Origin of the sequence: Micromonospora sp. NPDC049102 (assembly GCF_043197485.1) — a bacterium.
Lineage (GTDB): Bacteria > Actinomycetota > Actinomycetes > Mycobacteriales > Micromonosporaceae > Micromonospora.
In genome coordinates this window covers 81,960-104,553 of record NZ_JBICTE010000022.1, presented here as the reverse complement: position 1 = coordinate 104,553, position 22,594 = coordinate 81,960, and the positions used below count along the sequence as shown (strand labels likewise).

The window sequence follows — 22,594 nt, the reverse complement described above, 5'->3', positions numbered from 1 at the left end:
TCGCCCGCGTCCTCGGCCAGATCGCGGTCTCCGCCGCCCGAACCGACACGTTCCTCGGGGAACGCTACCGGCGCATCGCCCGAAGACGCGGCGCCGAACGCGCGATCGTCGCGGTCGGCCGCTCGATCCTGACGATCATCTGGCACCTGCTGTCCGACCCCGCAACCAAGTTCCACGACCTCGGCGCCGATTTCTACCTCAGCCGCACCGACACCGAACGCCGCAAACGCAACCACATCCACCAACTCGAAGCCCTCGGCTACCGCGTCACCCTCGACCTCGCCGCCTAACCACCGCTACACCACGACCCATCCCACGCCGCTTCGCGACGCGGGATGCTGCCGCGTGTCTACGTACGGTTCGATTTTCGAGTTAGAGGTCTAGGAGGATTGTTTTGGGGCCTATGTTGGTGCTGGTCACCAGCATGTGGGTGCGGAAGCGGCCGGTCTCGACCTTTGCGCCGCGGTCGCGCAGTGCCTCCACCACCGCCGTTACCAGGGGTTCGGCGACCTCGGCGGGGGCGGCAGCCGTCCAGCTTGGACGGCGTCCCTTGCGGGCATCGCCGTAGAGGGTGAACTGGCTGACCACCAGGATCGGCGCCCCGACGTCGGCGGCGGACCGCTCGTCGTCCAGGATCCGCAGCTCGTGCACCTTGCGGGCCATCGTCCGAGCGGTGTCGGCCGTGTCGGTGTGCGTCACCCCGAGCAGCATCAGCAGGCCATTCTCGATCGCGCCGACCACCTCGTCGTCCACCGTCACGCTGGCCTGCCCGACGGTCTGCACCACCGCCCGCATCAGCGCACCACCGCCCGCATCAGTGCTCCACCGCCACGGCCGGCGTCAGCACCGCGCAAGTGGACGTGAGCACCGCGCGGACCGGCGGCATCACGCGGTCACCGGCTCGATGAAGCCGCGTTCCACCAGGTGCGCGACGATCGGGCCGGCGGCCTCGGCCATCTCGTCGGGCTCGACGTCGTGGGCCGCCGCGAGCAGGGCGAGCTGGTCGCGCAGTGGCAGGCGGCCGTCCGCGCCGCCGACCAGTGCCAGCACGAGCGGGTCGATCTCCTCGGTCCAGCGCAGGCCGTCCGGCATCGCCAGAGCCTGCCGGTCCACCGCCCAACCCTCGTCGCCCATGGTGGCCTCCTGGCGGAGCTGGAGGCCGGCGGCGGCCCGGTAGCGCTCGGCGAGCAACCCTTCGGTGTCGCGTACCCGCAGGAAGTCCTGGCGGTCGAACCAGGCACCGATCTGGTCGCCCAGCGGCGGCTGGACCTGCTGGCGCAGGTCCTCCACGCGGACCACCGGATCGGCGTGGCCGCCGCGGCGCAGCGACACGATCCCGAAGCCGACCGCCTCGATCTTGTGTTGGTCGAACCAGTCCAGCCAGACGGCCGCCCGCTGCGGGTCGGCGCCCTCACCGACGTCGGTGAGCCACAGGTCGACGTACGCCATCGGGTCGGCCACCTCGCGTTGGATCACCCAGGCGTCCAGGCCGGTGCCGGCGAACCAGCCGGCCACCCGCTCGTCCCACTCCTCACCGGCGACGTGCACCCAGTTCGCCAGGTACTGCATGGTGCCGCCCTCGGTGAGCAGGCCCGGGGCGGCGGCGGCCAGTTCGGCGGCGATGGCGTCACCCACGCGACCCGAGTCGCGGTAGACGTGCGTGGTGGTGCCCGGGCCCACCACGAACGGCGGGTTGCTCACCACCAGGTCGAACCGCCGGCCGGCCACCGGCGCGACCATGTCGCCGCGCAGCAGCTCCCAGTCCTGGCCGTTGAGGGCGGCGTTGGTGGCGGCGAAGCGTAGGGCCCGCTCGGAGAGGTCCGTGGCGGTCACCGTGTCGGCATGGGTGGCCAGGTGCAGGGCCTGGACGCCGGAGCCGGTGCCCAGGTCCAGTGCGGCACCGACCCGCCGGCGTACGGTCGCCCCGATCAGGGTGTGGGTGGCGCCGCCGATGCCGAGCACGTGCTCGGCGTGCAGGGGCCGGCCCGGTCGGGCGGAGGCCGGCACGTCGGCGAGTACCCACCAGTCGTCGCCGTACGGTTCCAGGTCGACTCCGGCGCGCAGACCGTCGCCGTACCGCTCGACGAGCCCGCCGGCCAGTGCGTCCGCCACGTCCAGCGGAGCCAGCGCGGCGGCGACGTTCGCCTCCGACTCGGTCTGGTCGCAGATGAACACCCGGATCAGCGTGGCGAGGGGATCGCGGTCCTCGGTGGCGCGTAGCGCGGCCCGATAGTCGTTGCGCCCGACCGAGGCGGTGGCCTGTGGGCCGAGCCGTTCGGCGGTGCCGTTGCTGGTGAACCCGGCCCGGGTCAGCGCGGTCCGCAGCGCGTCGACGCCGGCGGGGGAGAGCAGCATGTCGTGTTCGTCCACCCCGACATCCTGCCCCGCGTCGCGTCCCCGGGTCGGCGGCACCCGCCGGTAGACGTCGGAGCGTCGGTGTCCGGCCGGATCGGTGCGCGGGGCAGGATGGTGGCCATGACGCTCGTGCTCCCCATCGACCCCGAGGCCAACCGGCTGCTGGAGCGCAGCCCGCTGGCCCTGCTCATCGGCATGACCCTGGACCAACAGGTGCCGATGGAGAAGGCGTTCTCCTCGCCGTACGTGCTGGCGCAGCGGCTGGGCCACGACCTGGACGCGGCCGAGTTGGCCGGCTACGACACCGAGGCGCTGGTCGCGCTCTTCGCCCAGCCGCCGGCGCTGCACCGGTTCCCGAAGGCGATGGCGGCCCGGGTGCAGGAGGTCTGCCGGGCGCTGGTGGAGCGCTACGACGGCGACGCGGCGCTGCTGTGGTCGGACGTCGCCGACGGGCCGGAGCTGCTGCGGCGGGTCGCCGCGCTGCCCGGCTTCGGCAAGCAGAAGGCCCAGATCTTCGTGGCGCTGCTCGGCAAGCGGTTCGGGGTGACCCCGCAGGACTGGCGGACGGCGGCCGGCGGGTACGGCGATCCCGGCGCGTACCGGTCGGTGGCCGACGTCACCGACGCCGACTCACTGCGCCGGGTGCGGGAGTACAAGCAGCAGATGAAGGCGGCGGCGAAGGCCGAGAAGGGCTGACGCTCAGGCGGCGGTGGGGTGCGCCAGGGAGGCCAGCGCGCGCCGGACGTCGGCCAGCGAGACGGTGGTCGAGTCGTCCAGGTCGGCGAGGCCGGCCTCGATCCACTGCCGCATGAGCGTGGTGACGCCGATGCCCCGGGCGTCGGCGGCGGCGCGGACCCGCTCGTAGGTCTCCAGCGGCAGCCGGACCGACCGGCTCACCATGGGCACGTCGGTGTCGGGTGTCGGCAGGTCCACCGCCGGGCTCTCGTCGATCAGCTCGGCGAGCCGGTCGTCGCCGCTGTGGAACTGCTTCGTCGCGTCGTTGCGGTGCATCGTCACGGCTCCCCTCATCGGCGATCCCTCCGCACGGCCTCGTCGTAGCGCTTGGACTCGACGTCGCTCAGCTCGCGGGCGGAGAGGATGTCCCAGTCGTTGTCGGTGCCATCGGCCTCGGCGAGCAGCACCGCCAGGCGGCGACCCCGGCGTGCGGCGGCGTAGACCACCATCACGTCGTCGCCCAGGTGGCGGATGACCCGGCGTGCGCTGTGCAACGCCTCCCAGACTTCCCCGGGCGTGACGTCGTAGACCCTCAGGTTGGCCAACGCCTCGTCGGTGAAGCTGAACCTGCTGCCCACGACGCGCAGCGTACCACGCGCGTAACACGTACCGGGATGAGTCGATTTTCGCTGATCACGGCTTCGTGGTGACAGGATGGGGCGTAATCCCCTCGAGGAGGTCCATGGTGAAGCGTCAGGCGTACCAGCCGATTCTGATCACCGATGCCTCGCGCAGCCAGAACGATCAGCTCACCAGCCGTCAGCGCCGCTACGTCCTCATGATGGGCATCCGGGTGGCCTGCATCGTCGTCGGAGCGATCCTGGTCGGCGTGCAGGCCCCACTGCTCGGGCTCTGGCTGCCGCTGTGCGCCCTCGGCATGGTGCTCATCCCGTGGCTGGCCGTGCTGCTGGCCAACGACCGGCCACCCAAGGAGGAGCACCGGCTGGCCAACCGGTTCCACCCTCGGCAGCGGGACGACACCCCGCCGATGAGCCTCACCGCCGACGAGCGCCCGCACAAGGTCATCGACGTCGAGCCCTGACCCGCTCCGTGCGGGTCAGGGCTCGATCGGTCAGGCCGGTGGTCGGGCGCCGACGCTGGAGACGGCCAGGGCACCCAACTCGGTCGCGCGGTCCAGGGCCGCGGTCGGGGTGGCCCCGCCGAGCCAGGCGGTCAGCAGGCCGGCCGCGAACGCGTCACCAGCTCCGGTGACGTCCACCACCGCCACCCGCCGGGCCGCCACCACGCTGACCGTGGCCGTGCGTCCCTCGACCCAGACCGCGCCGGCCGCGCCACGTTTGACCACCACCCGCCGGGCCGTGGCCGACAACACCCGCCCCTGCGCCGCCGGGTCCAGACCGCCGGCCAGCACCGTGGCCTCGTCCGCGTTGACCAGGAGCAGGTCGACATCGCGTACCCAACCCAGGAAGGTCTGCGCGCCCTCCCGCCGCAGCGGCGCCGCGGAGGCCGCGTCGACGCTGGTGGTGAGCCCGCGCTCGCGGGCGGCGGCCAACGCCCGCAACCCCGCGTCGCGCGACGAGGCGTCCAACAGGGTGTACGCGGACAGGTGCAGATGCCCCGCGTCGGGCGCGGCCGCAACGGCCTTCTCGACGTGCTCGGCGCTCAACCGCAGGTTCGCTCCCCGCGACGTGACCATGGTCCGCTCGCCGTCGGCGGCCAGCACGATCACCGTTCCGGTGGGCACGCCCGGCACCCGCTCGACGGCGCAGTCCACGCCCGCCCGGGTCAGCTCGGCCACCCGGTCGCGCCCTGCGTCGTCGCCGCCGACCGCGCCGACGAGCGTGACGGCGACTCCCTGCGCGGCCACCCAGGCGGCGGTGTTGGCCGCCTGCCCGCCGCCGCCCAGGGTGATCTCGGCAGCGGTGTCCGTGCCGGCCGCGAGGGGACCGGAGAGCACCGCGACCACGTCGGTGATCACGTCTCCGACGACGACCACACGGGTCGGACGGGTCATGCCGGGACGGCGGAGGCGCGGGCTACCGCGGCTACCGCGATGCGGGCGGCCAGGTCGGCGTTGCGCAGGATGATCCGGACGTTCACCGTGAGGCTCGCGCCCTCGGTGGCCGAGTGGAAGTGCGCCAGCAGGTACGGCGTCACCGCCTTGCCGGTCACCCCGTCCCGTTCCAGCAGCGCCAGGCCCTCGGCCAGGGTCCGGTCGTGCAGTTCGGGGTCGAGCTGCTCGTCGACCGGTAGCGGGTTGGCGACGAGCAGGCCGCCGGTGTGCACGGCGTGTTCGTCCCGGGCGGCGAGCACGGCCGCGACCTCTTCCGGCGAGTCCACCGACCAGTCCAGGTCGAAGCCGGCGTCGGTGAGATAGAAGCCGGGGAACCGACGGGTGCGGTAGCCGAGCACGGCGACCCCGAGGGTCTCCAGACGCTCCAGCGTCGCGCCCACGTCGAGGATCGACTTGACCCCGGCGCAGACCACGGTGATCGGCGTCTGGGCCAGGGTGACCAGGTCCGCCGACTCGTCGAAGGTGTGCGCCGCCTCCCGGTGCACACCGCCGAGCCCGCCGGTCGCGAACACGCCGATCCCGGCCGCGGCGGCGACCGCGCTGGTCGCGGCCACGGTGGTCGCGCCGTCCGCGCCGGTCGCCGCCGCCACGGCCAGGTCGCGCACGGAGAGCTTCGTCACACCATCGACGGTGGCGAGTCGGGTCAGCTGCGCGTCGTCCAGACCGACCACCAGCTCGCCGCCGATCATGCCGATCGTCGCCGGCACCGCCCCGGCGTCCCGGACCGCCTGCTCGATCTCCCGCGCCACCCGCAGGTTCTGCGGGCGCGGCAGGCCGTGCGAGACGATGGTGCTCTCCAGGGCGACGACCGGTCGGCCGTCGCGCAGGGCTTCGGCGACCTCGGTGCCGTAGCTGATGCGAAAGTCAGTCACACGGGCACCGTACGGGGTCCGGCCCCGGCCGGCCTCAAGTGGACCCGGCCGTGATGACCTGCCAAACTTGTCCGTTGGAGGTGCAGACGTGAGCACAGAGGTTCTCGAGCGTCCGGAGCTGAAGGACGCCGACACCGGTCCGGAAATGTTCCACTACGTCCGCAAGGAGAAGATCGCCGAGAGTGCCGTCATGGGCACCTTCGTCGTCGCCCTCTGCGGCGAGACCTTCCCGGTCACCAAGGCGGCCAAGCCGGGCTCCCCGGTCTGCCCCAAGTGCAAGGAGATCTACGACTCGTACCGCGAGTGAATGCGGTTCGGCCCTCCGGCCGGCGACGTAGCCTGCGGCGGTGACCACCTCCACCGCCCTGCTCCTCGCCGACCTGACCGGGGTCGCGGTGTTCGCCGCCTCCGGGGCCTCGGCCGCGGTGGCCAAACGGCTCGACCTCTTCGGCGTCGCGTTCGTCGGCTTCGTGGCCGCGCTCGGCGGCGGCATCTTGCGCGACCTGGTCATCGACGAGGTGCCGCCGCTGGCCTTCGCCGACTGGCGGTACGCCACGACCGCCGCGGTCACCGCGCTCGCCGTCTTCTGGCTGCACCCCCAACTCGCCCGGCTGCGCACCACAGTGCTGGTGCTCGACGCGGCGGGTCTCGCGCTGTTCACCGTCACCGGCACGCTCAAGGCGCTCGACGCCCGGGTGCCGGCCGTCGGCGCCTGCCTGATCGGCATGCTGACCGCGATCGGGGGCGGTCTCGGCCGGGACCTGCTGACCGCGGAGATCCCGGTGGTGCTGCGCCGGGAGATCTACGCGGTGGCGGCGCTGGCCGGCTCGGTCCTGGTGGTGCTGCTGTACGTCAGCGGCCAGACCGGCCCGGTGCCGCTCACCGCCGCCGCCGTCCTGGTCTTCGGGCTGCGCCTGATCGCGCTGCGTCGACGCTGGTCCGCGCCAGTGGCGACGCTGCGGCCGCCACAAACCGGCGAACCGTGGTGAGAACCGCCGTGCCGAGGTGGCGGATGTGACAGGCGTGGCGTCGCCTGGGCCCACGGGCCCGCGCTGGTTATGCTGAGTCGGCCTTCGCGGCAGCTTCTGCGCGGAGGCGTTTTCATGGGCGGCGGTACTCGTGGCCCTCGCCCGGTGTCCGCCGTCGTGCGGTCGGAGAGGAGCTTTCGCGTGGCAGCCCGGACGCCGGTGCTCGAGACGTTCCCGGCACTGCGTGCGTGGCAGCGCAAAGCCCTGGTGGAGTACCTGCGCCGACGTACCGACGACTTCACCGCGGTCGCCACGCCGGGCGCCGGCAAGACCACCTTCGCCCTGCGCATCGCGGCCGAACTGCTCGCCGACGGGACCATCGAGGCGGTCACCGTTGTCGCGCCGACCGAGCACCTGAAGACCCAGTGGGCCGAGGCCGCGGCCCGGGTGGGCATCCAGCTCGACGCCGCGTTCCGCAACGCCGACGTGCACTCGGCCGCCGACTTCCACGGTGCGGTGATCACGTACGCCCAGGTGGGCATGGCGCCGCAGGTGCACCGTCGACGCACCATGACCCGTCGTACCCTGGTCATCCTCGACGAGATCCACCACGCCGGCGACTCCCGTACCTGGGGTGACGGGGTCAAGGCGGCCTTCGAGCCGGCCGTACGACGGCTGATGCTCACCGGCACGCCGTTCCGCTCCGACGACAACCCGATCCCGTTCGTCAGCTACGAGCGGGGCGGTGACGGGCTGCTGCGCTCCCACGCCGACTCGGTGTACGGCTACGCCGACGCGCTCCGCGACGGGGTCGTCCGGCCGGTGCTCTTCCTGGCGTACTCGGGGGAGACCCGCTGGCGCACCAACGCGGGGGACGAGTTGGCGGCACGCCTCGGCGAGCCGATGACCCAGGATCTGGTGGCGCAGGCGTGGCGTACCGCCCTGGACCCGGCGGGGGACTGGATGCCGCAGGTGCTGCGCGCCGCCGACGCCCGGCTCACCGTGCTGCGCAACGCCGGGATGCCCGACGCCGGTGGTCTGATCATCGCCACCGACCAGCAGACCGCCCGCTCGTACGCCAAGTTGATCGAGCAGGTCACCGGTGAGAAGGCCGCCGTGGTCCTCTCCGACGACCAGGGCGCGTCCGCGCGGATTGCGACGTTCGGGGCGTCCGACCAGCGGTGGCTGGTCGCGGTGCGGATGGTGTCCGAGGGCGTCGACATCCCCCGGCTGGCGGTGGGTGTCTACGCCACCAGCGCGAGCACGCCGCTCTACTTCGCCCAGGCGATCGGCCGGTTCGTGCGGGCCCGCCGCCCCGGCGAGACCGCCTCGGTCTTCCTGCCCAGCGTGCCGCACCTGCTCGGGCTTGCCAGCGAGATGGAGAACGAGCGGGACCACGTCCTGGGCAAACCGAAGGACTCCGACGGCCTCGACGACGACCTGCTGGAACGCGCGCAGCGCGACGAGCAGGCCAGCGGGGAGTTGGAGAAGCGCTTCGCCGCCCTCTCGGCCACCGCCGAACTGGACCAGGTGATCTTCGACGGCGCGTCCTTCGGGACCGCCGCCCAGGCCGGCACCCCCGAGGAGGAGGAGTACCTCGGACTGCCCGGTCTGCTCACCGCCGACCAGGTTTCCCTACTGCTCACCAAGCGGCAGGCCGACCAACTCGCCGCCCAACGCCGCCGTACCGCCGAGCGGGCCGCTCAGCCGGCCGCTGCGCCCTCGGTAGCGCCACCGGTACCCATGAGTGCCGCCCAGCGCCGTGTGGCGCTCCGGCGCCAACTCAACGCTCTGGTGGCCGCCCGGCACCACCGCACCGGCCAACCGCACGGCAAGATCCACGCCGAGCTGCGCCGGCTCTGCGGCGGACCGCCGAGCGCCCAGGCCACCATCGAGCAGCTCGAGGAACGCATCGCCACCGTCCAGACCCTCTAGCCCCACGCGCCCCTGAGCCCCCGGGACCTTGGGGGCGGAGCGTTCAAGATCCGCACAACTTCGGCGATGTTGTTGCCTCCCGCGCGTCGGAGGCAGCAACATCCCCGAAGATGCGCGGATCTTGCCGGCCCCTCCGACGGCAGGTGGGCGCGGCGCGGCGCAGGCCGGGCAGGAAAAAGCCGACCGGAGGCACCCCGTGGGGTACCTCCGGTCGGCTATGTCGGTTTGCGGACTTAGTTCGCCATCAGATCGGCGCCACGCCAGCTGAACTCGGGGTCCGTCGCGAACCGGACGGTGATCTTCACGAGATCCTCCGCGTACTTGTTCGCGTGGTGCCCACAGAACACCAACTCGCTCCCACCCGAGAGAGTGATCCGGAGCTTGCCGGCAGCATTGCAGCGGTCGCACCGTTCATCGGCGGCTGGGGGAGCCACCGTCTCGGGCGGCGGCGTGAGGGTCGGGGTCATCGCCTTCCTCCTCTGGTCGTCACCGATGAACAATCTCTTCGGTCGTTGCTCACCTATCGTGCAACACCCGTGCTGGGCCTTGCCTTCCCTGTGTGCCCGCGGGGGACCGAGGTCACACATGGCAGGGACAGTGTGCCGTGAACCCAGGGTGCCACGTCAACGATCACATTCGTGCATCCGGACGATCACCATCTGGCGTTGCACACCAGGTGGTCAAAACGACACGCTCGGTTGACGAAACAGGCTCAGTCCAGGTAATCCCGGAGAACCTGTGACCGCGACGGGTGCCGCAGCTTCGACATCGTCTTGGACTCGATCTGGCGGATCCGCTCCCGGGTCACCCCGTAGACCTGACCGATCTCGTCCAGCGTCCGCGGCTGACCGTCGGTCAGGCCGAAGCGCAGGCGTACGACGCCCGCCTCCCGCTCGGAGAGCGTCTGCAGCACCTGCTGGAGCTGGTCCTGCAGGAGCGAGAACGAGACGGCGTCGACGGCGACAACAGCCTCGGAGTCCTCGATGAAGTCACCGAGCTGGCTGTCACCCTCGTCACCGATGGTCTGGTCCAGCGAGATGGGCTCCCGAGCGTACTGCTGGATCTCCAGCACCTTCTCGGGTGTGATGTCCATCTCCTTGGCCAGCTCCTCGGGAGTGGGCTCGCGGCCCAGGTCCTGGAGCAGCTCACGCTGTATGCGGCCGAGCTTGTTGATGACCTCCACCATGTGCACCGGGATGCGGATGGTGCGGGCCTGGTCGGCCATGGCGCGGGTGATGGCCTGCCGGATCCACCAGGTGGCGTACGTGGAGAACTTGTAGCCCTTGGTGTAGTCGAACTTCTCGACCGCGCGGATGAGGCCGAGGTTGCCCTCCTGGATCAGGTCCAGGAAGGCCATGCCGCGCCCGGTGTACCGCTTGGCCAGGGACACGACGAGACGGAGGTTCGCCTCGAGCAGGTGGTTCTTGGCGCGCTCGCCGTCGCGGGAGATCCAGCCCAGGTCGCGGACCATCTCCCGGGCGAGCTTGTCCTCGCCCTCGTCGGCCGCGCGCAGCTGCTCGGCGGCGTAGAGCCCGGCCTCGATCCGCTTGGCCAACTCCACCTCCTGCTCGGCGTTGAGCAGCGGGACCTTGCCGATCTGCTTCAGGTACGCCCGGACGGAGTCGGCGGAGGCCGTCAGCTCGGCGTCGCGCCGGGCCTGCTTGAGGGCCTCGGACTCCTCGTCGTCCCACTCGAAGTCGTTGTCGGTGGCCGACGCGGCGGCGTCCGTCTCGGCGGCCTGGGCCAGCTCGGCCGGCTCCTCCACCACCACGTCCTCGATGGTGGCGGCGAGCTCCTCCGGGTCGATCTCGCCGTCGGCCTCGCCCTCACCCTTGGCCTTGCCGCCGGCCTTGACCGACTTGGCGCCGGCCGCCGCGGCGACCGTCGCCTTGGTCGCGCGGGTGGACTTCGTCCCCTTGGCCGGGGTGGCCGCGGCGGCGGCGACCTCGGCGGTGCTGCCGGCGGCCTTGCGGGCGGCCACCTTGCGGGGAGCCGGCGTCGACGGCGCGTCGTCGGAGGCGGGCGCCTGCTTCGGGGCGGGAGCGGCGGCCTTCTTGGTCGTCTTGGCGGTGGTGGCTCGGGACGCGGGGGTCGTCGAGCGAGCCGCGGCGACCCGGCGGCGGGTGCTCGCCGAGCCGTCCACCACCACGGTCACTCCCGCCTCGGAGAGCGCCCGCAGGATCTTCTTGGCCTGGGCCGGAGTCACCTCGGCGGTCTCGACGGTGCGCGCGAGCTGAGCCGACGTGAGCTGACCGCCAGCGCTCTGCGCGTGGGCGATCAGGGTGTCGGTGAGCGAGCGAACGTCGGCGCCGGGCTGGCGGGGTTCTGTCACGAATGACCTTCCGGAGGCGAAGAGCGGGCACGGCCGGGTCGTCCGGCACGGCGTGGGGCAGCCGGGCCGGGCGATGTGGTTGAGGAACCCCCGTGTCCCGGGCCGGCCGGTGTCTCGGCGGTCCGTGGCGCGTGGGCAGGGGTGAATTGTAACGCCGTCTGCGGCGATCATCCTGCGCCGCACGGCGTAACGGCGGCGGGACCGCCGATTCGACGTAGATGTGGACTTTGTAAGGATGATACTCGCGCATGGCCCGCAACGCCTCGGTCGTGCGGGAAGGGGACCCTGGAATGGACCGTTCGGCACCGCCGCCGCGGGAATTGTTGTCGATCGCGATCGAGGTGGCGCGGGACGCCGCGGCGACCGCGTACCGGATGCGGGTCGAGGGCGTCTCGGTGGCAGCGACCAAGAGCACGGTCACCGACGTGGTCACGGCCGCGGACCGGGCCGTCGAGCGGCAGGTCCTCGACGCGCTGCGCCGGCTCCGACCGGGCGACGCGGTCCTGGGCGAGGAGTACGGCACCAGGGACACCGGTCCGGTGGCGCCGGGCGGCGTGCGGTGGATCGTCGACCCGATCGACGGCACCGTGAACTACCTCTACGGGTTGCCGTACAGCGCGGTGTCGCTGGCCGCCGAGGTGGACGGGGTGGTGGTCGCCGGCGTGGTGCGCAACGTGCACACCGGTGAGGAGTGGACCGCCACGGCCGGTGGCGGGGCGTGGCGCGACGGCGTCCGGCTGCGCTGTTCCGGGGAGACCGACCTGGGGCAGGCGCTGGTCGGCACCGGCTTCGGCTATGACGCCGGCCGGCGAGCCCACCAGGCGTCGGTGGTGGCGGGGCTGATCGCGTCGGTGCGCGACATCCGCCGCCTCGGGGCCGCCGCCCTGGACCTCTGCATGGTGGCGGAGGGACGACTGGACGCGTACTTCGAGAAGGGTCTGTCGGCCTGGGACCAGGCCGCCGGCGGCCTGGTCGCCGCCGAGGCGGGCGCGCGGGTCGCCGGCCTGGCCGGTCGCCCGGCCGGTCCGGACCTGGTCATCGCCGCCCCACCGGCCCTCTTCGCCGGGCTGCACGACCGGCTGGCCGCCCTGGACGCCTCCGGCGGCCCCTGACCCCGGAGGGCAGGAGCCGCCGGTCAGGCCGTCACTTCTTGGCAGCGGGGGACGGGCAGGAGCCGGCCGGCGCGACCGGCGGGCCCAGGTCACCGAGGGACTGGTTGACCTCGGTGGTGGTGGCGAGCTGTTGGAAGCCGTTGCCCAGCACCACGTCCACGGTGTCGTCGGTCCGCTTCTCGTCGTAGACCGGCTCGGCGTTGTTGAGGAAGTACGCCTTCAGCAGGTGGGCGGAGCTGACGCCCTTCGGGCCGAACTTCAGCACGGCGACGTCGTCGATGCCCTTGGGCGCGTTGCCGACCTTCTTGACCTGGAACTTGCGGTTGCGGAAGTCGTCGGCGACAGCGCCCGCCCGGCCCGGCTCGTCGGTCGCGTTCAACACGTTGATCTTGACGTCCTTGGGTTCGTGCAGGGTGACGTCGGCCAGCGGCCAACCGTCCGGGCAGCCGCCCGCGGCGCCGGCCTCGCCCTGGGTGTCACGGACGATCGCGGTGATCACGAACGCCAGCGCCAGGACCCCCAGCAGGCCGACGACGACGAGTGCTCGCACTCGCGCAAAACTCATCTGGGCGCTCCCGGGACTTCAGGTGGGTGGTGGCGGCAGCCAACGATCGCACTGACCGCCGGCCGTCGAATACGCCGCTGAGGTTAACGGTTGTCCGGCCGTCGCGTGGAAACAGTCCGACATGCCGGCGCGCCGACCGGGAACCGGGTACTACTACCCCTATCTTCGTGTCGCCTGAATCACATTGGGAACAACTTCGCGTGCGGGGGCGTACATCTCAGCCGCAAGGGCGGTATACATGCCTCGCCCAAGGGGGGGTAAGGTTCCGCGCTCGCAGGGGAGTGGCCCCAGCGGTCCCGACCTGTACGGTCCCGCGGGTCGGGTGCCCGACACAAGTGGTTGCCGGCCAGCGGAACCGAAACAGCGTCGTCCGGCGTTACAACCGGAAGCGACAACATCGATATGGGAGAGTGACATCCGATGGCCACCGACTACGACGCCCCGCGTCGCGACGAGGTCGACCTCGGCGAGGACAGCCTGGAAGAGCTCAAGGCCCGACGCGTCGACTCACAGTCGGGCGCGGTGGACGTCGACGAGGCCGAGGTCGCCGAGAGCTTCGAGCTGCCCGGTGCCGACCTGGCCGACGAGGAGCTCACTGTCAAGGTGCTACCGATGCAGCAGGACGAGTTCCGGTGCGCCCGCTGCTTCCTGGTTCACCATCGCAGCCAGCTGGCGGTCGAGCGCAACGGCGAGCTGATCTGCCGAGAGTGCGTCTGACACTCACGACACCGGCGGCGGCCTCCTGATCGGGGCCGCCGCTACCGGTGTAGGCGTGCGACGCCGGTGGGTACCTGCTTGACTCGTAGCGGGTAGCCACAGCACCGGGAGGTTCCACCCATGAGCGATCGAGGCGACACCACCGACGGCGGCGCGGACGACCTCGGCGCCACCGTCGCGGCGTTGACCGAGGACGACATCGCGCCGGCCCGGCGACGTCAACTGCTCACCCGGATGGTGTCCCAGGCCCGCAGCCGGGGCATCTCCGACCTGTTCAAGCCCCGTGCCGCCGTGCGCTGGATGGTCGACACGGTGGCCGAGATAGCTCCGCACGTGCCGGTGCGGGACCTGGCCACGCTGCGCCGACACTTCCCCGGCCTGGACGACGCCGCCCTGGCCGAGCGACTGATCCGCAACGCCTCCCGCACCACGGCCGGGATCGGCGCGGCCGGCGGGGGAGTCGCCGCCGTCGAGTGGGCGGTCACGCCCACCCTGCTCTCCGCGCCGGTGCTGCTCGCCGCCGAGACCGTCGCCGTCGTGGCGGTGGAACTGAAGCTGATCGGCGAGCTGCACGAGATCCACGGCGTGGCGCTGCCCGACACCGGTGGCCAGCGGGCGGCGGCCCTGGTGCATTCCTGGGCCACGCAGCGCGGCGTCAACCCGATGGTGCCCGGCGTGGGCGTCGGCGCGGTGCTCGGCACCGCCGCCCGCAAGGAGATGCGGGACATGCTGCTGCGCCGTTTCGGGCGCAACCTCACCACCCTCGGACCGTTCCTCACCGGCGCGGCGGTGGCCAGCTTCCTCAACCGTCGGGCCACCCGCCAGATGGCCGACCAGCTCCAGACCGACCTGCGCCGTCGCGGCATCGCCCGCCCGGCGCCACCGACGGCCCTGCCCGGCCCGCCCACGGGCACCTGAGGCGGACCTCCGGCGTCGGTCAGCCCGGCTCGCCGGCCGTACGGTCGGTGGGTCGGGCGGCGTCCCGCGCGGTCAGCACCGCCTCGGCCAGCTCGACCGGATGCCTGCTGCTCACCACCCAGAACGGCGTGGGGTCGGCCGGGTCGTCGAGCACGACCTGCACGGCGCCGCCGACCCAGGGTCGCTGCACCACGAAGGCGAGCGGGTCCGCGCCGACCCCGAGCACCTCGCGGCGGCCGGACGAGTCCAACGGGACCACGTCGGCCACGAAGCGCACCGGCAGCCGGGCGTCGTCCACCCGCAGCTCGCCGTCGACGACCGCCACCCGGATCCGACCCAGGCACCACAGCCCGACGGCGGTGACCGGGAGCAGCACCACGAAGGGCAGCCAGGCGCGGGCGCCGGAGCCGCCCATCCAGATCTCGACGGCCAGCAGCGCGGCGGCGACCAGCCCGGTCAGCCACAGCCACCAGGGCAGGTCCAGCCGTTCGGCGTACGCCGGACGGGCCGGGACCGGCGGCCGATCGGCGGACGGGGAGGGCGACATGCTCACTCCTGCGAGGGTACGGCGCACGGCAGGCCGGCCAACCGGCAGGATGGCAGGGTCACCGGAGACAACCGGACCGAAGAGGGGACCCGTGACCGACGTCGTACCCGTGCCCGTACGGCTGCTCGACACCGAGCTGCCGCTGCCCACGTACGCCCATCCCGGCGATGCCGGGGCCGACCTGGTGGCCGCCGCGGACGTGGAGCTGCCACCCGGCGGCCGGGCCCTGGTGCCCACCGGCGTCGCCGTCGCCCTGCCGGACGGGTACGTGGGCCTGGTCCACCCCCGGTCCGGCCTGGCGGCCAGGCTCGGCGTGACGGTGCTCAACGCGCCCGGTACGGTCGACGCCGGCTATCGGGGTGAGATCATGGTCAACCTGATCAACCATGATCGGGAAACGCCCGCGAAGATCTCCCGCGGCGACCGGATCGCCCAGCTCGTGGTCCAGCGGGTGGCGCGGGCGCGGTTCGAGCCGGTGGCCGAACTGCCCGGGTCCGCGCGCGGGACCGGCGGGCACGGCTCGACCGGCGGGCACGCTCAGCTGGTGCCCTCGCCGGTCGGCCAGGAGTGGGCCGACCAGCGACCGGACGAGCCGGGCCGCGGGCAGACGGAAGAGATGGCAGGGTGATTGTGAACAGCGGAGGGTGGGCGCAGTGATCTTCTCCCGAAAGCGGGCCGATGCCGGACGGCACACCCGCGACGAGCGGGCCACCGATGTCCTCGGCGAGGGCGCGGCGGCGCCGGCGCTGGTGCGTGGGCCGTACGACATCTCCGAGGTCGACGACGAGGTGCAGCGCCTCGACCTGGGCAGCCTGCACATCCCGGCGGTCGCCGAGGTGGAGGTGCGGGTGCAGGCCGACCCGCAGGGCGTGATCCAGCAGGTCGTGCTGGTGCACGGGGACAACGCGTTGCAGCTCGGCGTCTTCGCGGCCCCCCGCTCCGAGGGCATCTGGGACGAGGTGCGCGAGGAGATCCGGCAGTCGCTGGTGAACGACGGCGCCTCCGCCCAGGAGGTCGAGGGCGAGTACGGCCCGGAGCTGCACGCCCAGGTGCGGACCCCGGATGGCCCGACCAACCTGCGGTTCGTCGGCGTCGACGGGCCGCGCTGGATGGTCCGTGGTGTCTTCCAGGGCCCGGTGGCCACCGATCCGGCCAGCTCGGGCCCGCTCACCGAGTGCCTGGAAGGCCTGGTGGTCGACCGTGGCCAGGAGGCGAAGCCGGTCCGTGAGCCGCTGCCGCTGCGCCTGCCCCGGGAGATCGCCGACCAGGCCGGGGACGCGTCCGCCGACTCCGAGACCCGCCAGGTCTGACCGACCGCGCACCGGAGCGCCGGAACCGGCCCTGTCGGCGTACGCTGGCGGGACGGTTCCGGCGTCGCCGGAGCTGGGCCGGTCCCGGCGCGAGCCGGCGAGCGTGGAGAGGGTGACGCGGAGGTCATGACGACCGACGAGAGCAAGGTGTCGCTGCGGCGCATCCTGCAACGGTTCACCGCCAGCGAGGCCGAGATCGACGCGCAGGAGCTGCGCCAGGAGAGCGCCGAGTGCGGCGGAGTCCTGGCCCAGCAGTGCTCCCGGGGCCAGCTGGTCTCGGTCGCCGGTCGGCTGCGCACCGTCGTCTACACGCCCCGCACCAACCTGCCCACGCTGGAGGCCGACCTGTACGACGGCAGCGATGTCGTCACCCTGGTCTGGCTGGGTCGGCGGCACATCTCCGGTATCGAGCCGGGGCGGCACCTGACCGCGCGTGGCCGGGTGGCGATGCGCGACGACCGCAAGGTCATCTACAACCCGTACTACGAGCTGGACTCGCCGAAGTGACGGCGCCGCAGACGGAAGGCCGGCCATGACGACGGGACAGCACCGGGCGGCACAGCCGGAGACGGGCCCGGAGGACGACGAGGCGCTGCCGACGATCGCCGAGCAGATGGCCGACCAGCTCGGCGGTTGGCGCGGGCTGGTCGAGTCCAGCATCCCGGTGGTCGTCTTCGTCCTCGCCAACATCATCGGTGACCTGCGGCCCGCCGTGATCGCCTCGGTGGCCGTCGCGTTGGTGATCGCCGGGTTGCGGCTGGCCCAGCGCCGGCCGGTCCGGCACGCGGTCAACGGGCTGTTCGGCGTCGGTATCGGCGCCGCCATCGCGTGGCGCACCGGTGACGAGCGGGACTTCTACCTGCCCGGCATCCTCTACGGCATCGGCTACGGCATCGCGCTGCTGATCTCGGCGGTCGTCCGGCAGCCCCTCGTCGGGTGGATCTGGTCGGTGCTGGTCGCCAAGGGTCGCTCCGAGTGGCGGGCCGACCCGAAGCTGGTACGCGTCTTCACCCGGCTGACCGTGCTCTGGGGCGTGGTGTGGCTCGCCAAGGTGGGCGTACAGGCCGGGCTCTACCTGGCCCACCAGGACACGGCGCTGGGCGTGGCCCGGCTGGCCCTGGGCTATCCGCCGTACGCGCTGCTGCTGCTCATCACCGTCTGGACGGTGCGCCGGGTCACCCGGGAGCCGCAACCCACCCCGCTGCCCGGCGCCTGAGAGTCCGCGCCGGGCGCACCGGCCCTCTCAGCGCGAGCCGCGGGTCCGCTCGACGCTGTCCGGGCCGAGGATGACAGCCCGGACCTGGTCCTCCACCTCGGCGGTGCACACGAAGATCAACTCGTCGCCGGCCTCGATCGGGTCGTCCGGGCTGGGCACCAGGACACGCTTGCCGCGCAGGATCGCCACCAGGGCGGAGTCGCGGGGCAGCGGCACGGCGTGCAGTGGCTGACCGACGTACGGGGCGGTCGGCGGGAGGGTGATCTCGACGAGGTTGGCCTCGCCCTGCCGGAAGGTCATCAGCCGGACCAGGTCGCCGACGGTGACCGCCTCCTCGACCAGGGCGGCCATCACCCGGGGCTTGCTCACCGCGACGTCGACGCCCCACTGCTCGGTGAAGAGCCACTCGTTCTCCGCCCGGTTGACCCGGGCGACCACGCGGGGCACCGCGAACTCGGTCTTGGCCAGCAGCGACAGCACCAGGTTGGTCTTGTCGTCGCCGGTGGCCGCGACCACCACGTCGCAGCCGGCGACGTTGGCCTCCTCCAGGCTGGCGACCTCGCACGCGTCGGCCAGCACCCACTCGGCGGCGGGCACCCGGTCCGGTCGGAGCATCTTCGGTTGACGCTCGATCAGCATCACCTGGTGGCCGTTCTCGATCAGCTCCTGGGCGATCGAGCGGCCCACGTTGCCGGCGCCCGCGATAGCGATCCGCATGGCTCAGTGCCCTCCTTCCGGCGGCGTCGCCGCCACCGCCGTGACCGTCGCCACGATGTCGTCGCTGACCAGCATGAACACCTGGTCACCCTCCTGCACGAGGGTGGACGCGGTGGGCAGCGTGCCGATGCCGAAGCGGATCAGATAGGCCACCCGCGCACCCGACGCCTCCTCCAGCACACGCACCGGACGGCCGATCCACTCCTTGTGCACGGGGACCTCGACGATCGACACGGTGCTGGTCGGGTCGCGGAAGATCTCCACGTTGCCCTCGGGCACGAGGTGCCGCAGCATGCGGTCGGCCGTCCACCGCACCGTCGCCACGGTGGGGATGCCGAGACGCTCGTAGACCTGCGCCCGGCGCTGGTCGTAGATCCGGGCGGCCACCCGGGACACGCCGAACGTCTCCCGGGCCAGCCGCGCCGAGATGATGTTGGAGTTGTCGCCGCTGGAGACGGCCGCGAAGGCGTCCGCCCGTTCGATGCCGGCCTGGCGCAGCACGTCGCCGTCGAAGCCCGCCCCGGTCACCGTGATCCCGGCGAAGTCGGGGCCGAGCCGGCGGAAGGCGTCGGCGTCCTGGTCGATCACCGCCACCGAGTGCCCCCGGGACTCCAGGCTGTGGGCGAGGGTCGATCCGACCCGCCCACAACCCATGATCACGACGTGCACGCTGTCCCTCCCAAGGTGCGTACCATCCCGCTGCCGGTGGCTTCGAGTGCGAGCCTGCCACGTCCCGATCGCGAGCGGGGACCGACCGTACCCCGCGGTCGCGAGAAGCCGTGATCGCCCACCCCCGCGTTCTCACCGTGGTGGTCGTACTCTTGGCGTTCGTGGCCAGTCCCACCTCGCTGCTGAAGCGCCTGCTCCTCGGTCGACCGTTCCGGTCCGACCGCCTGCAGCACACCCTCCTGCCGAAGCGCATCGCGCTGCCCGTTTTCGCCTCCGACGCGCTGTCCAGCGTCGCGTACGCGCCTGACGAGATCCTGCTGACCCTGTCCATCGCCGGGGCGTCGGCGTTCCTGTTCTCCCCGTGGATCGCCTTCGCGGTCGTCGTGGTGATGCTCACGGTGGTGGCCAGCTACCGGCAGAACGTGCACGCCTACCCCTCCGGCGGCGGCGACTACGAGGTGGCCACGGTCAACCTCGGCCCGAAGTTCGGCGTCGGTGTGGCCAGCGCCCTGCTGGTCGACTACGTGCTCACGGTGGCCGTGTCGGTCTCCTCCGGCGTGGCCAACCTCGGCTCGGTGGTCCCGTTCGTGGCCACCCACAAGGTCATGATCGCGGTCGTCGCAGTGATCCTGTTGACGGCGGTCAACCTGCGCGGGCTGCGCGAGTCGGGCACCGCGTTCGCCATCCCCACCTACGGCTTCGTGATCGTCATGGGCGGAATGCTGCTCACCGGGCTGTTCCGCGTGTTCGTCCTGGGTGACGACCTCCGTGCGCCCAGCGCCGACCTGGTCATCCAGGCCGAGCACAGCGTCACCGGCTTCGCGCTGGTCTTCCTGCTGCTGCGGACGTTCAGCTCGGGTGCCGCCGCGCTGACCGGCGTGGAGGCGATCTCGAACGGCGTACCCGCGTTCAAGGCGCCGAAGAGCCGCAACGCCGCCACCACGCTGCTGCTGCTGGGCGCGATCGCGGTGAGCCTGCTCGTCGGGATCATCTGGCTGGCCCGGCTGACGCACCTGCAGTTCGTCGAGGACCCGGCCCTGCAGATCGTCTCCGGCCCCGACGGGTACGTGCAGAAGACGGTGACCACCCAGCTCGGCGAGACGGTCTTCGGCGCCGGCTCGTTCCTGCTCTACGTGGTGGCCGGGATGACCGCGCTCATCCTCTTCCTGGCGGCGAACACCGCGTTCAACGGCTTCCCGGTGCTCGGCTCGATCCTCGCCCAGGACCGCTACCTGCCCCGCCAGTTCCACACCCGGGGCGACCGGCTGGCCTTCTCCAACGGCATCACCTTCCTCGCTCTCTTCGCGATCGTGTTGATCGTCGGGTTCCAGGCCGAGGTGACCCGGCTCATCCAGCTCTACATCGTCGGGGTGTTCGTCTCGTTCACCGTCTCCCAGGCCGGCATGATCCGGCACTGGAACCGGCGGCTGCGCACCGAGCGCGATCCGGAGGCCCGCAAGCGGATGCACCGCTCCCGGGCCATCAACACGTTCGGCATGGCGTTGACCGGCACGGTGCTGGTGATCGTCCTGATCACCAAGTTCCTGCTCGGCGCGTGGATCGCCATCGCCGCGATGGCGGTGATCTACGTGCTGATGCTGGCCATCCGCCGGCACTACGACCGGGTCGCCGCCGAGCTGACCCCGCCGGCCGAGAGCCGGGCCGTGCTGCCCGCGCGCAACCACGCGATCGTGCTGGTCAGCAAGCTGCACCAGCCGACGCTGCGGGCCATCGCGTACGCCCGGGCCACCCGCCCGGACACGCTGACCGCCGTGACCGTCAACGTGGACGAGAAGGACACCCGCGACCTGCAGGCCGACTGGGAGCGGCGGGAGATGGCGATCCCGCTCACGGTTGTCGACTCGCCGTACCGCGAGATCACCCGGCCGATCCTGGACTTCGTCGCCTCCACCCGCCGTACGTCGCCGCGCGACGTGGTCACCGTCTTCATCCCCGAGTACGTGGTGGGGCGCTGGTGGGAGAACCTGCTGCACAACCAGAGCGCGCTGCGCCTCAAGGGCCGGCTGCTCTTCGAGCCGGGGGTGATGGTGGTCAGCGTGCCGTGGCAGCTCGCCTCGACCGCGAGCAAGAACCTGGACCGGCTGGACGCCACGCTCTCCAACACGCCGGCGCGCGGGCCCCGGGGCACCGTGCCGGCGGCGGTGGCCGCGCCAGCGCCCGGCGAGGCGGGCCCGGTGGACAGCGAGACGGTGGGGAACGGCCGTGACTGAGCGTGCGGCTGCTGCGGCTGCTGCGTCGACGGCCTCGGCATCGGCGTTGGCGTGGGCCGCCGAACGTGGCCTCGGCGAGGCGGAGCGGGTCGAGCTGACCGTCGACGCGGTGGCACCCGGCGGGCACTGCGTCGCCCGGGTGGACGGGCAGGTGGTGTTCGTCCGCCACGCGCTGCCCGGAGAACGGGTGATCGCCGAGGTCACCGAGGTGCACCGGGGGTTCGTCCGCGCCGACGCCGTGACCGTGCTGGACCCCTCGCCGGACCGGGTGGAGCCACCCTGTCCGTACGCGAAGCCGGGCGCCTGCGGTGGCTGCGACCTGCAACACGTCGCCCCGGCCGCGCAGCTGGCCTGGAAGACCACCGTGGTGCGCGAGCAGCTGACCCGCCTCGGCGGCCTCACCGACGCCGAGCTGGACCGGCTCGGCGTCCGGGTCGAGGCGCTGCCGGGTGGGCTGCTCGGCTGGCGTACGCGGGTCCGCTACGCGGTCGACGCCGCCGACCGGGCCGGCCTGCTCAAGCACCGTTCGCACGAGGTCGTGCCGATCGACAGGTGCCGGATCGCGCACCCGGCCATCCAGCAGCTTGCGGTGCTCAGCCCGACCGGCGCGCGCTGGCCGGCGGCCGAGGCGGTGGAGACCGTCGCCAGCAGCGGCGCGGACGTGAGCGTCGCCGAGGTCCGCGACGGGGTCGCCACCCCGGTGAGTGGGCCGACCGAGGTCCGCGAGGTGGCCGCCGGGCGGGACTGGGCGCTGCCCGCGTCCGCCTTCTGGCAGGTGCACCCGGCCGCGGCCGACACGCTGGACACGGCCGTGCTGGAGCTGCTCGCCCCCCGACCGGGCGAGGTCGCCTGGGACCTCTACGGCGGTGCCGGACTGTTCGCCGCCGGGCTTGCCGCCCGCGTCGGCGCAACCGGCCGGGTGACACTGGTGGAGGCCTCCGCGCAGGGTGTCGCCGCCGCTCGGGAGAACCTGGCCGACCTGCCCCGCGTCGAGGTGGTGTCGGCCCGGGTGGAGACCGCGCTGGCCCGTCGACGGATCACCGGCCCGGTCGACGTGGTGGTGCTCGATCCACCGCGTTCCGGCGCCGGCGCCCCGGTGGTGCGCGCGCTGGCCGCCGCCGGCCCGCGGGCGGTCGCGTACGTGGCGTGTGACCCGGCGGCGTTCGCCCGGGACGTGCGCACCTTCGCCGAGCTGGGCTGGCGCCTGGCTGCGCTGCGCGGTTTCGACCTGTTCCCGATGACGCAGCACGTCGAGTGCGTCGGACTGCTGCTTCCGCCGGCCGCCGCGTAGCGACCGGCGGCGGATTCGCCCCTGACCAGGCGCTCAGCCGGCCCGTTCGGCGTGAGTGGCTCGGGCCAG

The 22,594-nt window shown here is 72.4% G+C and carries 26 protein-coding genes and 1 pseudogene; 15 read left to right on the top strand and 12 right to left on the bottom strand.

The window, feature by feature from the left end:
• Positions 1 to 290: pseudogene (locus ACGFH9_RS20935) on the top strand (IS110 family transposase); the annotation flags it as partial.
• Between the two features lie 82 nt (positions 291 to 372).
• Here ACGFH9_RS20935 and dtd read toward each other — a convergent pair.
• Positions 373 to 795: a D-aminoacyl-tRNA deacylase gene (gene dtd, locus ACGFH9_RS20930; protein ID WP_393221726.1), complete on the bottom strand. Its 423-nt coding sequence runs from the start codon at positions 793 to 795 to the stop codon at positions 373 to 375.
• A gap of 90 nt (positions 796 to 885) precedes the next feature.
• Positions 886 to 2,370 (bottom strand): methyltransferase, encoded by a 1,485-nt coding sequence (locus ACGFH9_RS20925; protein ID WP_393221723.1) that lies wholly within the window; start codon positions 2,368 to 2,370, stop codon positions 886 to 888.
• A 96-nt stretch (positions 2,371 to 2,466) separates the two neighbouring features.
• Between ACGFH9_RS20925 and ACGFH9_RS20920 the strand changes: the two genes are divergently transcribed.
• Complete coding sequence (locus ACGFH9_RS20920) at positions 2,467 to 3,051, top strand: HhH-GPD-type base excision DNA repair protein (RefSeq protein ID WP_393221755.1); 585 nt, start codon at positions 2,467 to 2,469, stop codon at positions 3,049 to 3,051.
• Between the two features lie 3 nt (positions 3,052 to 3,054).
• Here the strand turns inward: ACGFH9_RS20920 and ACGFH9_RS20915 are convergent, their stop codons facing one another.
• Positions 3,055 to 3,384: a hypothetical protein gene (locus tag ACGFH9_RS20915; RefSeq protein ID WP_393221720.1), complete on the bottom strand. Its 330-nt coding sequence runs from the start codon at positions 3,382 to 3,384 to the stop codon at positions 3,055 to 3,057.
• Positions 3,381 to 3,668, bottom strand: coding sequence for a hypothetical protein (locus ACGFH9_RS20910; protein ID WP_124771959.1), 288 nt, complete (start codon positions 3,666 to 3,668; stop codon positions 3,381 to 3,383). The genes ACGFH9_RS20915 and ACGFH9_RS20910 overlap by 4 nt, the downstream gene beginning before the upstream one ends.
• A gap of 104 nt (positions 3,669 to 3,772) precedes the next feature.
• On the opposite strand from ACGFH9_RS20910, the gene ACGFH9_RS20905 reads away from it, so the two are divergent.
• Positions 3,773 to 4,132 carry a DUF3099 domain-containing protein gene (locus ACGFH9_RS20905; protein ID WP_355234597.1) on the top strand — a complete coding sequence of 120 codons (360 nt, stop codon included), beginning with the start codon at positions 3,773 to 3,775 and terminating at the stop codon, positions 4,130 to 4,132.
• 30 nt (positions 4,133 to 4,162) lie between these two features.
• Here ACGFH9_RS20905 and ACGFH9_RS20900 read toward each other — a convergent pair whose 3' ends face one another.
• Both ACGFH9_RS20900 and ACGFH9_RS20895 read right to left on the bottom strand, forming a co-directional pair.
• Positions 4,163 to 5,065, bottom strand: coding sequence for a carbohydrate kinase family protein (locus tag ACGFH9_RS20900; RefSeq protein WP_393221718.1), 903 nt, complete (start codon positions 5,063 to 5,065; stop codon positions 4,163 to 4,165).
• Positions 5,062 to 5,997, bottom strand: a complete 936-nt coding sequence (locus tag ACGFH9_RS20895) for a pseudouridine-5'-phosphate glycosidase (RefSeq protein ID WP_393221715.1) — start codon at positions 5,995 to 5,997, stop codon at positions 5,062 to 5,064. Before ACGFH9_RS20895 ends, ACGFH9_RS20900 begins: the two co-directional genes overlap by 4 nt.
• A gap of 88 nt (positions 5,998 to 6,085) precedes the next feature.
• Here ACGFH9_RS20895 and ACGFH9_RS20890 point away from each other — a divergent pair, with 88 nt between their 5' ends.
• The 3 genes from ACGFH9_RS20890 to ACGFH9_RS20880 all read left to right on the top strand — a co-directional run bounded on the left by ACGFH9_RS20890 (position 6,086) and on the right by ACGFH9_RS20880 (position 8,900).
• Entirely contained in the window at positions 6,086 to 6,304 is a 219-nt protein-coding gene (locus ACGFH9_RS20890) for a DUF3039 domain-containing protein (RefSeq protein ID WP_007456912.1), read from the top strand.
• Positions 6,305 to 6,344: 40 nt separating this feature from the next.
• Positions 6,345 to 6,986, top strand: coding sequence for a trimeric intracellular cation channel family protein (locus tag ACGFH9_RS20885; protein WP_393221712.1), 642 nt, complete (start codon positions 6,345 to 6,347; stop codon positions 6,984 to 6,986).
• A gap of 180 nt (positions 6,987 to 7,166) precedes the next feature.
• Positions 7,167 to 8,900: a DEAD/DEAH box helicase gene (locus ACGFH9_RS20880; RefSeq protein WP_393221709.1), complete on the top strand. Its 1,734-nt coding sequence runs from the start codon at positions 7,167 to 7,169 to the stop codon at positions 8,898 to 8,900.
• Between the two features lie 233 nt (positions 8,901 to 9,133).
• On the opposite strand, the gene ACGFH9_RS20875 is transcribed toward ACGFH9_RS20880, so the two are convergent.
• Both ACGFH9_RS20875 and ACGFH9_RS20870 read right to left on the bottom strand, forming a co-directional pair.
• Entirely contained in the window at positions 9,134 to 9,367 is a 234-nt protein-coding gene (locus ACGFH9_RS20875) for a hypothetical protein (RefSeq protein WP_355234582.1), read from the bottom strand.
• A gap of 245 nt (positions 9,368 to 9,612) precedes the next feature.
• Positions 9,613 to 11,232, bottom strand: a complete 1,620-nt coding sequence (locus ACGFH9_RS20870) for an RNA polymerase sigma factor (RefSeq protein WP_393221706.1) — start codon at positions 11,230 to 11,232, stop codon at positions 9,613 to 9,615.
• A 290-nt stretch (positions 11,233 to 11,522) separates the two neighbouring features.
• On the opposite strand from ACGFH9_RS20870, the gene ACGFH9_RS20865 reads away from it, so the two are divergent.
• Positions 11,523 to 12,344, top strand: a complete 822-nt coding sequence (locus tag ACGFH9_RS20865) for an inositol monophosphatase family protein (RefSeq protein ID WP_393221753.1) — start codon at positions 11,523 to 11,525, stop codon at positions 12,342 to 12,344.
• Between the two features lie 31 nt (positions 12,345 to 12,375).
• Here ACGFH9_RS20865 and ACGFH9_RS20860 read toward each other — a convergent pair whose 3' ends face one another.
• Positions 12,376 to 12,894, bottom strand: a complete 519-nt coding sequence (locus tag ACGFH9_RS20860) for a LytR C-terminal domain-containing protein (RefSeq protein WP_355234815.1) — start codon at positions 12,892 to 12,894, stop codon at positions 12,376 to 12,378.
• Positions 12,895 to 13,329: 435 nt separating this feature from the next.
• Between ACGFH9_RS20860 and ACGFH9_RS20855 the strand changes: the two genes are divergently transcribed.
• Both ACGFH9_RS20855 and ACGFH9_RS20850 read left to right on the top strand, forming a co-directional pair.
• Positions 13,330 to 13,626, top strand: coding sequence for a DUF4193 domain-containing protein (locus ACGFH9_RS20855; protein ID WP_007075406.1), 297 nt, complete (start codon positions 13,330 to 13,332; stop codon positions 13,624 to 13,626).
• 120 nt (positions 13,627 to 13,746) lie between these two features.
• Positions 13,747 to 14,544 (top strand): hypothetical protein, encoded by a 798-nt coding sequence (locus ACGFH9_RS20850; protein WP_393221702.1) that lies wholly within the window; start codon positions 13,747 to 13,749, stop codon positions 14,542 to 14,544.
• Positions 14,545 to 14,563: 19 nt separating this feature from the next.
• Here ACGFH9_RS20850 and ACGFH9_RS20845 read toward each other — a convergent pair whose 3' ends face one another.
• Complete coding sequence (locus ACGFH9_RS20845) at positions 14,564 to 15,097, bottom strand: DUF3093 domain-containing protein (RefSeq protein WP_393221699.1); 534 nt, start codon at positions 15,095 to 15,097, stop codon at positions 14,564 to 14,566.
• 85 nt (positions 15,098 to 15,182) lie between these two features.
• Between ACGFH9_RS20845 and dut the strand changes: the two genes are divergently transcribed.
• The 4 genes from dut (at position 15,183) to ACGFH9_RS20825 (ending at position 17,617) form a co-directional block, all read left to right on the top strand.
• Positions 15,183 to 15,719 (top strand): dUTP diphosphatase, encoded by a 537-nt coding sequence (gene dut / locus ACGFH9_RS20840; protein ID WP_355234570.1) that lies wholly within the window; start codon positions 15,183 to 15,185, stop codon positions 15,717 to 15,719.
• Between the two features lie 25 nt (positions 15,720 to 15,744).
• Positions 15,745 to 16,401 (top strand): DUF3710 domain-containing protein, encoded by a 657-nt coding sequence (locus ACGFH9_RS20835; protein WP_393221697.1) that lies wholly within the window; start codon positions 15,745 to 15,747, stop codon positions 16,399 to 16,401.
• A 126-nt stretch (positions 16,402 to 16,527) separates the two neighbouring features.
• Complete coding sequence (locus ACGFH9_RS20830) at positions 16,528 to 16,908, top strand: OB-fold nucleic acid binding domain-containing protein (protein ID WP_357122730.1); 381 nt, start codon at positions 16,528 to 16,530, stop codon at positions 16,906 to 16,908.
• 25 nt (positions 16,909 to 16,933) lie between these two features.
• Positions 16,934 to 17,617 (top strand): DUF3159 domain-containing protein, encoded by a 684-nt coding sequence (locus tag ACGFH9_RS20825; RefSeq protein ID WP_355234561.1) that lies wholly within the window; start codon positions 16,934 to 16,936, stop codon positions 17,615 to 17,617.
• 27 nt (positions 17,618 to 17,644) lie between these two features.
• On the opposite strand, the gene ACGFH9_RS20820 is transcribed toward ACGFH9_RS20825, so the two are convergent.
• Both ACGFH9_RS20820 and ACGFH9_RS20815 read right to left on the bottom strand, forming a co-directional pair.
• Positions 17,645 to 18,334: a TrkA family potassium uptake protein gene (locus ACGFH9_RS20820; protein ID WP_355234558.1), complete on the bottom strand. Its 690-nt coding sequence runs from the start codon at positions 18,332 to 18,334 to the stop codon at positions 17,645 to 17,647.
• A gap of 3 nt (positions 18,335 to 18,337) precedes the next feature.
• Positions 18,338 to 19,003 (bottom strand): potassium channel family protein, encoded by a 666-nt coding sequence (locus ACGFH9_RS20815; protein ID WP_393221692.1) that lies wholly within the window; start codon positions 19,001 to 19,003, stop codon positions 18,338 to 18,340.
• Positions 19,004 to 19,155: 152 nt separating this feature from the next.
• Here ACGFH9_RS20815 and ACGFH9_RS20810 point away from each other — a divergent pair, with 152 nt between their 5' ends.
• The gene (locus ACGFH9_RS20810) at positions 19,156 to 21,234 is read left to right on the top strand and encodes an APC family permease (RefSeq protein ID WP_393221750.1); all 2,079 of its coding nucleotides are present in this window, start codon (positions 19,156 to 19,158) and stop codon (positions 21,232 to 21,234) included.
• Between the two features lie 46 nt (positions 21,235 to 21,280).
• The gene (locus tag ACGFH9_RS20805) at positions 21,281 to 22,525 is read left to right on the top strand and encodes a class I SAM-dependent RNA methyltransferase (RefSeq protein ID WP_393221747.1); all 1,245 of its coding nucleotides are present in this window, start codon (positions 21,281 to 21,283) and stop codon (positions 22,523 to 22,525) included.
• Positions 22,526 to 22,594: the final 69 nt, after the last annotated feature.